The organism is Acrocarpospora macrocephala (genome assembly GCF_009687865.1).
GTDB lineage: Bacteria > Actinomycetota > Actinomycetes > Streptosporangiales > Streptosporangiaceae > Acrocarpospora > Acrocarpospora macrocephala.
Map to the genome: position 1 here is coordinate 25039 of NZ_BLAE01000024.1, position 14235 is coordinate 39273.

At 72.6% G+C, this 14235-nt stretch carries 12 protein-coding genes and 1 riboswitch; of the genes, 10 read left to right on the forward strand and 2 right to left on the reverse strand.

What is annotated here, in order from left to right:
* The first annotated feature begins 289 nt into the window (after positions 1–289).
* The 9 genes from coaBC (at position 290) to Amac_RS21405 (ending at position 11532) form a co-directional block, all read left to right on the forward strand.
* Positions 290–1501 (forward strand): bifunctional phosphopantothenoylcysteine decarboxylase/phosphopantothenate--cysteine ligase CoaBC, encoded by a 1212-nt coding sequence (gene coaBC / locus Amac_RS21365; RefSeq protein ID WP_218041211.1) that lies wholly within the window; start codon positions 290–292, stop codon positions 1499–1501.
* Between the two features lie 172 nt (positions 1502–1673).
* Entirely contained in the window at positions 1674–2042 is a 369-nt protein-coding gene (locus Amac_RS21370) for a hypothetical protein (protein WP_155351474.1), read from the forward strand.
* Positions 2043–2135: 93 nt separating this feature from the next.
* Positions 2136–3323 carry a methionine adenosyltransferase gene (gene metK, locus Amac_RS21375; protein WP_155356159.1) on the forward strand — a complete coding sequence of 396 codons (1188 nt, stop codon included), beginning with the start codon at positions 2136–2138 and terminating at the stop codon, positions 3321–3323.
* Positions 3324–3398: 75 nt separating this feature from the next.
* Complete coding sequence (locus Amac_RS21380) at positions 3399–5555, forward strand: primosomal protein N' (RefSeq protein ID WP_155356160.1); 2157 nt, start codon at positions 3399–3401, stop codon at positions 5553–5555.
* Between the two features lie 74 nt (positions 5556–5629).
* The gene (locus Amac_RS21385) at positions 5630–7318 is read left to right on the forward strand and encodes a hypothetical protein (protein WP_155356161.1); all 1689 of its coding nucleotides are present in this window, start codon (positions 5630–5632) and stop codon (positions 7316–7318) included.
* A gap of 23 nt (positions 7319–7341) precedes the next feature.
* A complete protein-coding gene (locus Amac_RS21390; RefSeq protein ID WP_246268544.1) occupies positions 7342–8586 on the forward strand; it encodes a hypothetical protein in 1245 nt (414 codons plus the stop codon).
* 61 nt (positions 8587–8647) lie between these two features.
* Positions 8648–9196, forward strand: a complete 549-nt coding sequence (gene def / locus Amac_RS21395) for a peptide deformylase (RefSeq protein WP_155356162.1) — start codon at positions 8648–8650, stop codon at positions 9194–9196.
* Between the two features lie 21 nt (positions 9197–9217).
* A complete protein-coding gene (gene fmt / locus Amac_RS21400) occupies positions 9218–10144 on the forward strand; it encodes a methionyl-tRNA formyltransferase (protein WP_155356163.1) in 927 nt (308 codons plus the stop codon).
* A 20-nt stretch (positions 10145–10164) separates the two neighbouring features.
* Positions 10165–11532 (forward strand): RsmB/NOP family class I SAM-dependent RNA methyltransferase, encoded by a 1368-nt coding sequence (locus tag Amac_RS21405; RefSeq protein ID WP_155356246.1) that lies wholly within the window; start codon positions 10165–10167, stop codon positions 11530–11532.
* Here the strand turns inward: Amac_RS21405 and Amac_RS21410 are convergent.
* Complete coding sequence (locus tag Amac_RS21410) at positions 11529–12326, reverse strand: DUF2705 family protein (RefSeq protein WP_155356164.1); 798 nt, start codon at positions 12324–12326, stop codon at positions 11529–11531. The genes Amac_RS21405 and Amac_RS21410 overlap by 4 nt on opposite strands.
* Positions 12323–13240 (reverse strand): ABC transporter ATP-binding protein, encoded by a 918-nt coding sequence (locus Amac_RS21415; RefSeq protein WP_155356165.1) that lies wholly within the window; start codon positions 13238–13240, stop codon positions 12323–12325. Before Amac_RS21415 ends, Amac_RS21410 begins: the two co-directional genes overlap by 4 nt.
* 71 nt (positions 13241–13311) lie before the next feature.
* Between Amac_RS21415 and rpe the strand changes: the two genes are divergently transcribed.
* Positions 13312–13983 (forward strand): ribulose-phosphate 3-epimerase, encoded by a 672-nt coding sequence (gene rpe, locus Amac_RS21420; protein ID WP_155356166.1) that lies wholly within the window; start codon positions 13312–13314, stop codon positions 13981–13983.
* A gap of 104 nt (positions 13984–14087) precedes the next feature.
* Positions 14088–14218, forward strand: a riboswitch (FMN riboswitch).
* The last annotated feature ends 17 nt before the right edge of the window (positions 14219–14235 follow it).

Sequence of the window (14235 nt, forward strand, 5' to 3'; positions counted from 1 at the left end):
GCCCGAGGGGAAACAACGGGCTGGGTGGGTGGGGGAGCCACGGCGCTGGGCCGCTCTTCCGGTCACGTGCCGGGCAGTTGGTAATCGAGGGTGAAGGTGGGCTTGCTCCGCCCTTTGGTGCGGGCTCGTGCGATGGCGCTTTGTCGGTGATGGGCGTTGATCCTGGTGGGGTCGCTCGAGCTGCTTCTGGATTGGTGTGGGATTCTTCCACTTGTCGTTTCGTGCCGGAGCCACGGGGATGGCGGGGTCGGGCGGAGCCCGAGGAGAAACAAAGGGCTGGGTGGGTGGGATGAAACCACGGGTCGTTCTGGGGGTTGGTGGGGGGATTGCCGCGTACAAGGCTTGTGAGTTGTTGCGGCTGTTTACGGAGTCGGGGCATGACGTGCGGGTGGTGCCGACTCGGGATGCTTTGAAGTTTGTGGGGGAGGCGACGTGGGCGGCGCTTTCGGGGAAGGCAGTTAGTGCTGAGGTCTGGGATGCGGTGGAGGAGGTGCCGCATGTTCGGATCGGGAAGAGTGCTGATCTTGTGGTGGTGGCGCCCGCCACGGCGGATTTGATGGCGCGGGCGGCGCATGGGCTGGCCAATGATCTGCTGACGAATACGTTGCTGACGGCTCGGTGTCCGGTGGTTTTCGCGCCGGCGATGCATACCGAGATGTGGGAGCATCCGGCAACTCAGGCCAATGTGGCGACCCTGCGGGAGCGGGGGGCGATTGTGGTCGAGCCCGCTGTGGGGCGGCTGACCGGAGTGGATACCGGTAAGGGGCGGCTGCCCGATCCTGAGGAGATATTTCGGATTTGTCGGGATGTCTTGAAGGGGTCTACGGCTGATCTGGCGGGGCGGCGGGTGGTGGTGTCCGCCGGGGGGACGCGGGAGGCCATCGATCCGGTGCGGTTCATCGGGAACCGGTCGTCGGGGTTGCAGGGGTACGCGCTGGCCCGGACGGCGGTGGCCCGGGGGGCCGAGGTCACGCTCGTGGCGGCCAACGTGGGGCTGCCCGATCCGGCGGGAGCGCGTGTGGTCCGCGTCGAGTCGGCGATCCAGTTGCGGGAAGCCGTGCTGGCGGCCGCGGAGGACGCGGACGTGGTCGTGATGGCGGCGGCGGTGGCCGATTTCCGGCCGGTACGGCAGCAGGCCACGAAGATCAAGAAGACGCCCGGCGAACCAGAGCCCATCTATCTCACGAAAAATCCGGACATTCTTGCGGAGCTGGGGGAGACCCGGAGGAAGCAGCGCGAGCAAGGCCAGCCGTACCCGGAAGTGATCGTCGGCTTCGCGGCGGAGACCGACGACGTGCTCGCCAACGGGCGGGCGAAGCTCGCCAGGAAGGGCTGTGACCTGCTGGTCGTCAACCAGGTGGGCGAGAACCTGGCATTCGGCACGCCGGACAACGCCGCCATCGTGCTGGCCGCCGACGGTGACCCGGTTGAGATCCCGCGTGGGCCAAAAGAGGATCTCGCGGGCATAGTGTGGGATCTGGTAGCCGGACGCCTGGTGTAACGACCGCCCCGCCGGGACAAACAGGGATTAGGCCCCAGTCCGGACGCCCCACCCGCACCGGACAGGCCGACGTGCGACCGCTGGATTCGCCAGGGCGGACACCGCCGCCAGGCGCTTCCAGGCCGACCCCGGGCAAGCGACAAGCACGAGGGCACGCGAAGGAGCGATAGCCATGCCGGTGACCGCCGCTATCCGAGCGCGCTGCCGGGCTCTGCTTCCAGTCGGGGAAGACCTCCGGTACGTCTTCCCGGCGCAGTCGATGAGCGCCCCGGGCGTGGCCGGCTTCCTGATCGTCGTCACCGACCGGTCCATCACCGTCCTGGCGACCAAGATGTTCGACCGCTCGGAGCCCGCGTCGGTGTGGGCGGTCCACCCGCGCCGTACCAGACTGGGACCGATCGAATTCGCCGGCGGCCCCACGATCGAGTTCGGCGGGATGGTGTTCGAAGTAGACGAGGAATATGTCGCGGTTGTCGGCGCGGCGGACGCGGAAGCGTTCGCGCCAGGAGATCTTCCGCGCGATCCCCTTCCCGACTTGTAGATTTGAGACAGTTTCGCGACGCCAAGCTCGGTAGGGCTACACTCGGCGAAGCTATTTTAGACGCCAGCAGCCGCTGCATATAGGAGCCACGAGTTGTCCCGTCGCCTGTTCACCTCCGAGTCGGTAACCGAGGGCCACCCCGACAAGATCGCCGACCAGATCAGTGACGCGATTCTCGACGCCATGCTCAAGGACGATCCGAAGAGCCGCGTCGCCGTCGAGACGATGATCACTACCGGTCAGGTTCACGTCGCGGGCGAGGTGACGACCGAGACCTATGTCGACATTCCCGGCGTCATCCGCGAGAAGATCCTGGAAATCGGATACGACGCCTCGCACAAGGGCTTCGACGGCGCCTCCTGCGGCGTCTCGGTGTCCATCGGCGCGCAGTCGCCTGACATCGCCCAGGGCGTCGACGACGCGTACGAGGCGCGCGAGGGCGAGACGGCCGACGAGCTGGACCGCCAGGGCGCCGGCGACCAGGGCCTGATGTTCGGCTACGCCTGCCGCGAGACCCCCGAGCTGATGCCGCTGCCGATCACGCTCGCGCACCGGATGGCCAAGCGCCTGTCCGAGGTCCGCAAGAACGGCACCGTGCCCTACCTGCGCCCCGACGGCAAGACCCAGGTCACCATCGAGTATGACGGCGACCGCCCGGTCCGCCTCGACACGGTCGTGGTCTCCACCCAGCACGCCCCGGAGATCGACCTCAAGGAGATGCTGGCCCCGGACATCCGCGAGCACGTGGTCGAGCCGATCCTGGCCGACCTGGAGCTGGACGTCGAGGGTTACCGCCTGCTGGTCAACCCGACCGGCCGGTTCGAGATCGGCGGCCCGATGGGCGACGCCGGCCTGACCGGACGCAAGATCATCGTGGACACCTACGGCGGCATGGCCCGGCACGGCGGCGGCGCCTTCTCCGGCAAGGACCCGTCCAAGGTGGACCGCTCCGCGGCCTACGCGATGCGCTGGGTGGCCAAGAACATCGTCGCCGCCGGCCTGGCCGACCGCGCCGAGGTCCAGGTGGCGTACGCGATCGGCAAGGCCCAGCCGGTCGGCGTCTTCGTGGAGACCTTCGGCACCGAGAAGGTCGACGTGGACAAGATCCAGGACGCCGTGATCCAGGTCTTCGACCTCCGGCCCGCCGCGATCATCCGCGACCTCGACCTGCTCCGCCCGATCTACTCCGAGACCGCCGCGTACGGCCACTTCGGCCGGGAGGGCGTCTCCTGGGAGTCGACCGACCGCGCCGACGCCCTGCGCCAGGCCGCCGGTTTGTAACACCATTCCGTACATGAGACGACGGCGTCCGGCGCGAGTTGGGCGCCGTCTTCGTGTTCTGGTAGGACGGGGGGCGTGAGTGAGCCTCGGGGGGTCGCGCAGGAGGCGCTGATCGCGCTGCCCGGCACGCGCAAGACTCCCGCGAAAGGTGCGCCCGACCAGGCGGAGCAGGATCCGGTCGCCCGGATTCTGGTGGATTCGCCGCTGCCGCACCTGGACCGGCCGTTCGACTATCTCGTCCCCGCGTCGATGCACGAGGACGCGGTGCCCGGCTGCCGGGTGCGCGTGCGTTTCGCCGGAAAACTCACCGACGGCTTCCTGCTGGAGCGGGCCGCGGAAAGCGAGCACGAGGGCACGTTGCTGTTCCTCGACCGGGTGGTCTCGCCCGAGCCGGTGCTGACCCCGGAGATCGCCGCCCTCGCCCGCGCGGTCGCCGACCGCTACGCCGGGACGATGTCGGATGTGCTGCGGCTCGCGATCCCGCCGCGCCACGCCAAGGTCGAGGCAGAGGAGCCCAGCCCTCAGGCCGATGCGGGTGAGCCGGCCAGCCTCCGGGCCGACGCGGGCGAGCCGCCCGCCGGGAAGGCGTGGGCGCCCTACCCGATCGGCGGATCGTTCCTCACCGCGTTGCGCGACGGGCGCACGCCTCGGGCCGTCTGGTGCGCGGTGCCCGGCACCGGCGATGAAGGCCCGTCGTGGCCCGCCGCCGTGGCCGAGGCGATGCTGGCGACGCTGGCGGGTGGACGCGGCGCGCTGGTCGTGCTGCCCGACGGCAAGGACGTGGCGTTGCTCGACCGGGCGCTCACCGGCGCGACCCGCGGACCGGCCGCCGCCGACGGCAAGGGCGCCGCCGGCGGCAAGAATGTGGCCTCGCCCGCGCGCAAACGCGGCACCTCCGACGGGACCACCGGCGAGCATGTCGCGCTCACCGCCGACCTGGGCCCGGCCGAGCGCTACCGGCGCTGGCTGCGGGTGCTGCGCGGCCAGGCGCGCGCCGTCATCGGCACCCGGGCGGTGGCGTTCGCGCCGGTGCGCGACCTCGGCCTGGCCGTGCTCTGGGACGACGGGGACGATCTGCACGCCGAGCGGCTGGCGCCGTACCCGCACGCCAGGGAGGTGCTCGCGCTGCGCGCGCACCAGGCCGAGGCGGGCATGCTGATCGGGGGGTACGCGATGACCGCCGAGGCCGCGCAGCTCATCGCCGCCGGCTGGGCCAAACCCCTGGTCGCCGACCGGGACGGCGTGCGCGCGCGAGCGCCCCGGGTGCGCCCGGCGGGCGACGACGCCGAGCTGGCCAGGGACCAGGCCGCCCGCGCCGCCCGGCTGCCGAGCCTGGCCTGGCGGGCGCTCAAGCAGGGTCTCGAGCACGGCCCGGTGCTCGTCCAGGTGCCGCGCCGGGGCTACCTGCCGGCGCTGGCCTGCCAGCACTGCCGGGCGCCCGCCCGGTGCGCCGCGGACACCCCGTCGGGTCCCTGCTCGGGGCCGCTGGCGCTGCGCGGGGGGCACGCGATGCCGTACTGCCGCTGGTGCGGCCGGATCGCGGGGGAGTGGCGCTGCCCGGCCTGCGGCGGCGTCCGGGTCCGGGCCAGCGTGGTCGGCTCCCGCCGCACCGCCGAGGAGCTCGGCCGGGCCTTCGCCTCGGTCCGGGTGACCACCTCGGGCCGGGACGGCGTGCAGGCCACGGTCGGCTCCGCTCCCGCCCTGGTGGTGGCCACCCCCGGCGCCGAGCCCGTGCCCGACGGCGGATACGCGGCGGCCGTGCTGCTGGACGGCTGGGCGCTGCTCGGCCGCCCCGACCTGCGCTCCGCCGAGGAGACCCTGCGCCGCTGGCTCAACGCCGCCGCCCTGGTCCGGCCAGGGGCCGAGGTGGTCGTCCTGGCCGACGCCGGAATCCCGGCCGTCCAGGCCCTGCTGCGCTGGGACCCGGTCACCCACGCGGAACGCGAACTGGGCGACCGCGCCGAACTGGGCTTCCCCCCGGCCACCCGGATGGCCACGCTCACCGGCGCGCCCGCGGCCGTCCGCGAGATGCTCGCCGCGCTGGCCCTGCCCGCGCGCGCCGACGTGCTCGGCCCGGTCCCGGTCGAAGCCGGGCAGGAACGTGCCATGATCCGCGTCCCCCGGGCGGGCGGCTCCGAGCTCGCCCGGGTGCTCAAGGGCGCCGAAGGCGTGCGCTCGGCACGCAAGGCCGACCTGGTACGGGTCCAGATCGACCCCCTCGACCTGATCTGAACCCACCCGTCACACCCCGCACAGGAGGTTCGCGCCGATTCGCGATGCGGTCAGTAACCCGTTAGCGTCTCCCTGTGTCGATCGAATGGGTGAACCGGGCCATCGACGGTCTCCGCGTGTGGGGCAACGAGAAGGGCGTCGAGGTCGACGTCGACGAAGTGCGGTTGCTGTGTGACTACGCCAGCGACTACCTGGAGGTGCACGAGCTCGGCGACTTCCGGCCCGGCACGTTCGAAGAACTCCTGCTGGAGATCTACCCGCGCAAGGTGATCGCCCCGCCGGAGACCGCCCCCGAGACCGTGGCCGCCGCCAGGACGCTGATCGAGTTCCTGGTCGAGACCGGCGAGATCGCCACCAAGGCGGCCGCCCGGATGCGCGCCACCCTCGACCGCATCGGCCCCGAGATGCCCGCCGCCCTGGCCGACACCAGCAAGTTCGGCATGGCCAAGAGCATCTTCAGCGCCATCGGCGCCGACTCCCTGGAACTCGGCGACCCGCTGCCCGTGCAGGGCGCGACCGCCGAGGTGGTCAGGGACACGGCCACCCTGGACGAGGAGTGCGACTGCCCCGGCTGTGCCCCCCTCCCGCCCGTCCGGCTGGCCCCGGCCGCCGAGATCGCCGCCGCCGTCCGCGAGGTGCCGCTGCTCCGCGACGCGCACACGGTCGCCGCCTGGCTGGCCGACCAGAACCGCACCACCACCGTCCGCAAGGCGCTGCGGGTCAAGGACGCCCGGCTGATCACCCAGGAGCTGGGCGTGGCCAGGCCCGCGCTGGCCTGGCGGCTGGCCCTGGAACTCGGCCTGGCCGACCTGGAAGGCACCACCGTCGTCAAGGAGGCGGGCTTCCGCCCGCTGCACGCCAGAGCCCAGGAGGACGTGCTGGACCTGTGGGTCGGCACCGTCGAGTTCCTCGGCGAGGAGGGCCGCGAGGTCACCGGCGAGACCTTGGTCGACGACGCCATCTACTCCCTCCACGACCTGCTCTACCGGCTGCAGGAGCCGGTCCCGTTCGACCAGGTCGGCGACTACCTGCGCGAGGTCGGCGACGGCGGCCTGGTCGAGGACCTGCCCGCCGCGCTGGCGGCCCTGTCCTACGCGGGCACCGTGCGGCTGACCCCCGGCGGCCTCACGCTCACCGAGCACGGCCAGTGGGGCCTGCGCGAGATGTATGACGAGCTCGGCCTGGACGCCCCGGTCGCCGCCGACCTGGCCGCCGGGGACGCCGGATCGCTGATCTCCGGGCTGCTGCACGACTGGTCCCCCGACGACGTCACCGAGCGCGACGTGGACCGCTGGCTGTCGGCCCGCAGTCCCGCCGACGCCGCCGCCGAGCTCCTGGCCGCCGTCGCCGGCGCGCCCGCCCAGGTGCGCGGCGTCGCGGTGACGATCGTGGACCGGCTCGGCCACGCCGCCGAACCGTCGGTCCGCGACCGTCTCGCCGACCCGGAGCTGCGCCCGCACGCGATCCACTGGCTGTCCTCCCGCGGCCTGGACGCGCCGCCGCTGACCGAGGCCGAGATGTTGTGGTTCACCGTGGACATGCTCGCGCTGGCCCTCCCGGCCGCCGAGGCCGACCCGGAGCGCTTCGCCGAGAACATGGGCGCGTCCGGGCCGCCGCCCGAGGTGATCGAGGATCTGTGGCGGGTGGAGCACCCCGATCTGGTCGAGGTGCTCGAGCTGCTCGGCCAGACGCTGCCCGACGACATGGCGGCGAAAGCGGCGAGGAAGGCCGCCTTCAAGGCTCGTTCGCGGGGCATCAGGTAACTCCTGTGGAGTAAGTTGCAGAGATGCCTGGTTCTGGGATCCTCGACAGCGACGTGCTCACATTCCCGCCGGTCGAGCTGGCGCTCGACGACGAGCTTGCGGCCATCGTGCTCGCGGTGCCCCTGGTGCGCGACGCTCACCGGCTCGCCACCTGGACCGGCGTCCGCGCGGTCACCGGGGAGAACCTGCTCTCCGAGGGCGACGCCGCCGCGGCCGTCGAGGCGCTCGGCCTGCCGCCCCGGCGGCTCGCGCTGCTCTGGATCGTGGCGGTGAACGGCCGCCTGATCGAGATCACCCGGGAGGGCGCGCGGCCAGGACCCGGCTTCACCGACCCGATGGAGTTCTGGGACGGCGTGGTCATGGACGTGCTGGACCGCACCGACGCCCAGACCGGCGCTGGGCTGACCCGCTCCGCGGTGATCGACGAGCACCTGACCGAGATCCTGGCCACCATGTACTCGGTCCGCGACGGCATGGCGTTCGCCGCCCTGGCCTCCGGCATCCTGCAGGCGCACGAGGTCGGCTGCGAGGCCCGCCCGGCCGAGCTGCGGCGGCTGCGCCTGTCCCTGCCCGCCGAGCTGGCCGAGGCGATGGAGCTGCTGCGCTACTGCGGGCTCATCGAGATCGCCGGGGACCTGGTCAGGCTCACCCCGCCGGGCGTCTGGGCGGTCCGGCGGGACCTGCTCCGCGAGGGCCACGACGCGCCGTCGCTCCGCGAGGTCGCGGGCCTGGCCGAGCTCAGCGCGGGCGAGCTGGTGGACGCCCTGCTGGCGGGCCGCGCCTCGGCCAGCGCGGCCACGCTCTGGCTGGAACGGCGCGTCCCCGAGGAGGCCGCCCGCGACCTGATCAAGATCGCCGCCTCCGGCAACGCCGCCCAGCGCGGCACCGCCGGGACCATCCTGGAGGAGCTCGGCCCCGAGGCCGCCGCCGCCGTCCGGGAAGCCCTGGACGAGCCCATGATGTGGCGGTACGCGGCGGCCTGGCTGGGCGTGCGGGACCTGGAGGCCCCGGCGCTGGGCGGCGGCGACGGCGCCTGGGTGGCGGTGGACACGCTGGCCGCGCTGCTCTACCTGAAACCCCGGGTGGACTCGCCGGCCAAGCTGGACATCCTCGGGGAGGACTTACTGAGCCTGGTCCCCGAGATGGGCGCCGCCGACCACCCCGACACGCTGGCCGTGCTGGAGCTGCTCGGCAAGCACCATCCGGACGTGGTCGTGGCCAAGGCCGCGCGCAAGACCGCGATGAAGGCCCGCTCCCGCGCGCACTGAACAGGCCGCCTCCGAGGGACCCGTAAACTGGGGTGATCCCTAGGTAATGAGGAGCCCGCTGGTGGCCATTCAGCCGATCCGCCTGTTCGGCGACCCCGTCCTGCGCACGCCCGCGGATCCGGTGACAGACTTCGACAAGGAACTGCGCAAGCTTGTCAAAGACCTCACCGACACCATGATGGACGCGCCGGGCGCGGGCTTGGCGGCGCCCCAGATCGGGGTCGGCCTGCGTGTGTTCACCTACAACATCGACGACGAGCTGGGCCACCTGATCAACCCGGACCTGGACCTGTCGGCCGACCTGGACGAGGAGGGCGAGGAGGGCTGCCTGTCCTTCCCCGGCCTGACCTTCCCGACGCCGCGGGCGATCCGCGCGGTGGCCAAGGGCTTCAACATGTACGGTGAGCCTGTCACGATCGAGGGCTCCGAGCTGATGGCCCGCTGCCTCCAGCACGAGACCGACCACCTCAACGGGGTGCTGTTCATCGACCGCATGGACGTCAAGCAGCGCAAACTCGCCATGAAGGCGATCCGCGAGGCGGAGTGGAGCGGCATGTCGGCCCCGGTCGTCAAGGTGTCGCCGCACGCCACCCAGGGTCGGGCCATCTAGCGTGATCCAGGAAGGACTGAGTTGAGGCTGGTCTTCGCGGGCACGCCCGAGACCGCGCTGCCGTCGCTGCGGGCGCTGCTGGCGTCCCGGCACGAGGTCGTCGCCGTGGTCACCCGGCCGGACGCCGAGGCGGGCCGGGGGCGCAAGGTGCGGCCCAGCCCGGTCGCCGCGCTGGCCGCGGAGTCGGGCATCGAGGTGCTGCGGCCGGAGAAGGCGGGCGACCCCGCGTTCCTGGACCGGCTGCGCCAGATCGCCCCGGACTGCTGCCCGGTCGTCGCGTACGGCGCGCTGCTGCCGCAGGCGGCCCTGGACATTCCCCCGCAGGGCTGGATCAACCTGCACTTCTCGCTGCTGCCCGCCTGGCGCGGCGCGGCGCCCGTGCAGCACGCGATCCTGCACGGCGACGAGATCACCGGCGCGGCCACCTTCCGGATCGTCCGCGAGCTGGACGCCGGTCCGGTGTTCGGCGTGGTCACCGAGGTGATCCGGCCTGCGGACACGAGCGGCGAGCTGCTCGGGCGGCTGGCCGAGTCCGGCGCGGGCCTGCTGGCCGCCACGCTGGACGGCGTCGAGGACGGCACGCTGGAGGCCCGCCCGCAGCCGCCCGACGGCGTCAGCCTGGCGCCGAAGATCACCGTGGAGGTGGCGCGGGTGGACTGGGCGGCCCCCGCCATGCGGGTGGACCGGCTGGTCCGGGCCTGCGCCCCCAACCCCGGCGCGTGGACCGAGTTCCGCGGCCAGCGCGTCAAGCTCGGCCCGGTCCGGCTCAGGCCGGACGCCGAGAAGCTGGAGCCGGGCGAGCTCCGGGTGAGCAAGAACAGCGTCCTCGCCGGCACGGGCAGCCACCCGGTCGAGCTCGGCGAGGTGGGGCCACAAGGGAAGCGCCAGATGCTGGCGGGAGACTGGGCGCGCGGCGTCCGCATAACAGACCAGGATCGGCTGGACTAGTGACGGGAAACCGGGCCGGAATGAGCCAGGGCGCCAACCGGCGAGGCGGGAAGAGGCCTTCCAAGCCGGTCAGGGATGCGGCGCGCAACGCCGCCTACGACCTGATGCGCGCGGTCGACGAGCGGGACGCGTACGCGAACCTCCTGATGCCGGTCATGCTCCGGCAGCGCGGCATCACCGGCCGGGACGCCGCGCTGGCGACCGAGCTTGCCTACGGCACGCTGCGCGGGCTCGGCACCTACGACGAGATCGTGGCCGCGTGCAGCGACCGGGCCCCGGAGGACGTGGATCCGCCGTTGCTGGACGCGATCAGGCTGGGCGCGCACCAGCTGCTCAAGACCCGCATCCCGGCGCACGCCGCGGTCAGCGCCACCATCGACCTGGTCCGGCTGCGCGTCGGCGAAGGCCCGTCCCGGTTCGCCAACGCCGTGCTCCGCAAGGTCGCCGGGCGCTCCCTGCCGGACTGGCTGGAGATCGTCGCCCCACCGGCGGACAAGGACCCGATCGGCCACCTGTCGATCGTGCACAGCCATCCGGCCTGGATCGTGGCCGCGCTGCGGGACGCGGTCGGCGGCGACTTCGCCGAGACGGCCGCGCTGCTGGCGGCCGACAACGAGCGTCCCCGGGTGGCCCTGGTGGCCCGCCCCGGCCGGGCGACCATCGACGAGCTGGTCGCGGCGGGCGCGGAACCGGCCGCGTACTCGCCGTACGGCGCGTACATGACCGAGGGCGATCCGGGTTCGCTGGCCGCCGTCGGGGAGGCCCGCGCGGCGGTGCAGGACGAGGCCAGCCAGCTGGTGGCGCTCGCGCTCACCCGGGTGCCGCTGGACCGCGACGGCCTCTGGCTGGACATGTGCGCGGGCCCCGGCGGCAAGGCCGGGCTGCTTGACGCCGTCGCCGTCCAGACCGGCGCCCGGGTGCTCGCCGCCGACCTGCAGGAACACCGGGCCAGGATGGTGTGGCGTACCACCAAGGAGGCCAAGGTCGTGGTCGCCGACGGCCTGGCGCCCGCCTGGCGGCCCGGCGCGTTCGACCGGGTGCTGCTGGACGCGCCGTGCACCGGCCTCGGCGCGCTGCGCCGCCGCCCGGAGGCGCGCTGGCGGCGCGATCCCAGCGGCATACCGGAGCTCACCCGCCTGCAGCGCCGCCTGCTCGACTCCGCCCTGGACGCGGTACGGCCCGGCGGCGTCGTCGCCTACGTCACCTGCTCGCCCCACCTGGCCGAGACCAGAGCCGTGATCGCCGACGTGGCCGGCCGGGTGGACACGCTGGACGCCCGGGAGTTCCTGCCGGAGGTCCCCGGCCTCGGCGACGGCCCGTACGCCCAGTTCTGGCCGCACCGGCACGGCACCGACGCGATGTTCCTGGCCCTGCTCAGGAAACGTTAGGCGTCCCGCCGCCGGAACGCCCAGAGCGCGATGGCCAGGATGATCGCGGTGTATCCGGCGAACACCCCGAATCCCGTCCACGGGGCGAGCGAGCCGGACGTCTCCGCCGCGTTCATGATCGCCGCGCCCGCCGTGGACGGGAGGAACTTCTGCGTCGTCGCGCCCCACTCGCCGGGCAGGAACGCGCCGAAGATCGGCAGCACGAACAGCAGGCCCAGCACGGCCGTGATCGCCCCGGCGGTGTGCCGCACGATGGTCGCCAGGCCCAGCGAGAACAGGGCGACCAGCGCCAGGTAGAGGCCGCCGCCGAGCACCGCGCGCAGCAGGCCCGGCTGGCCGAGGGTGGCGGCCAGGCCCCTGGTCGCGAACACCGCCTGCGAGGCGAAGAACGACGCGAACGACACGAGCAGGCCGGTGATCAGGCTGACCACCGCCAGCACGACCAGCTTGGCCGCCAGCAGCCGGCCCCGGCGTGGCACCGCCGCCAGCGTGGACTTGATCGAGCCGGTGGAGTACTCGCCCGACATGGTCAGCACGCCGAGCACGCCCAGCGTGATGACGCCGAAGTTCAGCCCGGCCAGGCCGTACGCGCCCGGGTCGAAGGCGGCGCGGCGGGAGGCGGGCAGCTGGTCGAGGGAGACCACGAACGCGAGCGCGAGCAGCGCGGACAGGCCGACCGTGACGACCACGGTGGCCAGCAGGCCCCAGAACGCGGACCTGACCGTGAAGAACTTCAGCCATTCCGCGGCCAGGGCCTGGGCGAAGGTGGCGCGGCGGCGCGACCCGCGGCTCACGCCGCGTCCCTGGCGTGCGCGTGGAACTCGACGCTGTCGGCGGTCAGGCGCATGAACGCGTCCTCCAGGGACGGCTGGACCACCGAGAGCTCGTGCAGGCGGAGCCGGGCCGCGTAGGCGAGGTCGCCGATCTGGGCGGGGCTCACGCCGTACACGAGCAGGCAGCCGCGCTCGGCCGGGGCGGTGCGGCAGCCGCGCGCGGTGAGCAGTGAGGCCAGGGCGAGCAGGTCGGGGGAGCGGACCCGGACGTGGCTGGAGGCGTTGGCGGCGATGAAGGCGCTCATCGTGGTGTCGGCCAGGATCCGGCCCTTGCCGATGACCAGCAGCCGCTCGGCGGTCAGCGCCATCTCCGCCATCAGGTGGCTGGAGACGAACACCGTCCGCCCCTCGGCGGCCAGGCTGCGCATCAGCTGCCTGATCCACCGGATGCCCTCCGGGTCCAGGCCGTTGACGGGCTCGTCGAACAGCAGCACGCCGGGGTCGCCGAGCAGCGCGGCCGCGATGCCCAGCCGCTGCGCCATGCCGAGCGAGAACCCGCCCGCCCGCTTGCCCGCCACCTCGGTCAGCCCGACCAGATCCAGCGTCTCGGCCACCCGCCGCGGGGAGATCCCGTTCGCCTTCGCCAGGCAGCGCAGATGGTTGTACGCCGTGCGCCCCCCGTGCACGGACTTGGCCTCCAGCAGCGCGCCCACCTCGCGCAGCGGCGCGGGCAGGTCCCGGTAACGCCGCCCGTTCACGGTCACCCGCCCGGCCGTCGGGTGGTCCAGTCCGAGGATCATCCGCATCGTGGTGGATTTGCCCGCGCCGTTCGGGCCGAGGAACCCCGTGACCACACCCGGCCTGACCTCGAAGTCGATGTGATCGACCGCCGTCTTCGCGCCGTAGACCTTGGTGAGGCCCTGTGCCTGGATCATGATGTCGAGGCTAGGACGCGGGCACCCGGCAATCGGTAAAGCCCGCGCGTCTCGCCGTAGAATTGCCGGTCATGGCCGTACAGATCTCGCCCAGCATCCTGTCCGCCGACTTCGCCCGTCTCGCCGACGAGGCGGCGCGGGTCGAAGGGGTGGCCGACTGGCTGCACGTGGACGTCATGGACAACCATTTCGTGCCCAATCTCACACTGGGGTTGCCGGTGGTGGAGGCGCTGCTGCGGGCCACCCCGATTCCGGTCGACTGCCATCTCATGATCGAGGATCCGGACCGGTGGGCGCCCGGCTACGCGGAGGCCGGGGCCGGGAGCGTGACCGTGCACGCCGAGGCTGCCAAGGCGCCGGTGCGGACGTTGCGGGCGATCCGGGCGGCCGGGGCCAGGTCGGGGTTCGCGCTCAATCCGGCCACCTCGATCGAGGCGTACGAGGATCTGCTGCCGGAGATCGACATGCTGCTGCTGATGACGGTGGAGCCGGGGTTCGGCGGGCAGCGGTTCCTGGACGTGGTGCTGCCGAAGATCACCCGGACCCGGGCGCTGATCGAGAAGCACGGCGGGGAGATCTGGCTGCAGGTCGACGGCGGCGTCTCGGCCGAGACGATCGAACGCTGCGCCGCCGCCGGGGCGGACGTGTTCGTGGCGGGCAACGCGGTCTACGCGGCCGACGATCCGGCCCAGGCCGTCCGGGACCTGCGCGCGCTGGCGCTGGCACATCCGCCCTTGGGGTAAGCGTGAACGTGCGGCGCGCGAGGACTGGAAACAAGCGCTTGCTTGTCTCATTAGATGGATGGGTCGCCGCGATTCGCGGTCGCATGGCACACTGAAAGCGAGCAAAGCGTGCTCCGGGGTCGGTGTAATTCCGAACCGGCGGTTACAGTCCGCGACCCGGCCGAAGCCTTCGGCCGGTTGACCTGGTGAAACTCCAGGACCGACGGTGAAAGTCCGGATGGGAGGCAGCGCGCTGGCGGGCGGTTGGGCGTC

What these genes read in the sequence shown, in the direction of transcription:
- Amac_RS21415 (WP_155356165.1), bottom strand. Translation starts at nt 13,240, where the DNA reads ATGATCCAGGCACAGGGCCTCACCAAGGTCTACGGCGCGAAGACGGCG.
- Amac_RS21405 (WP_155356246.1), top strand. Translation starts at nt 10,165, where the DNA reads ATGAGCCAGGGCGCCAACCGGCGAGGCGGGAAGAGGCCTTCCAAGCCG.
- rpe (WP_155356166.1), top strand. Translation starts at nt 13,312, where the DNA reads ATGGCCGTACAGATCTCGCCCAGCATCCTGTCCGCCGACTTCGCCCGT.
- coaBC (WP_218041211.1), top strand. Translation starts at nt 290, where the DNA reads ATGAAACCACGGGTCGTTCTGGGGGTTGGTGGGGGGATTGCCGCGTAC.
- Amac_RS21390 (WP_246268544.1), top strand. Translation starts at nt 7,342, where the DNA reads ATGCCTGGTTCTGGGATCCTCGACAGCGACGTGCTCACATTCCCGCCG.
- Amac_RS21370 (WP_155351474.1), top strand. Translation starts at nt 1,674, where the DNA reads ATGCCGGTGACCGCCGCTATCCGAGCGCGCTGCCGGGCTCTGCTTCCA.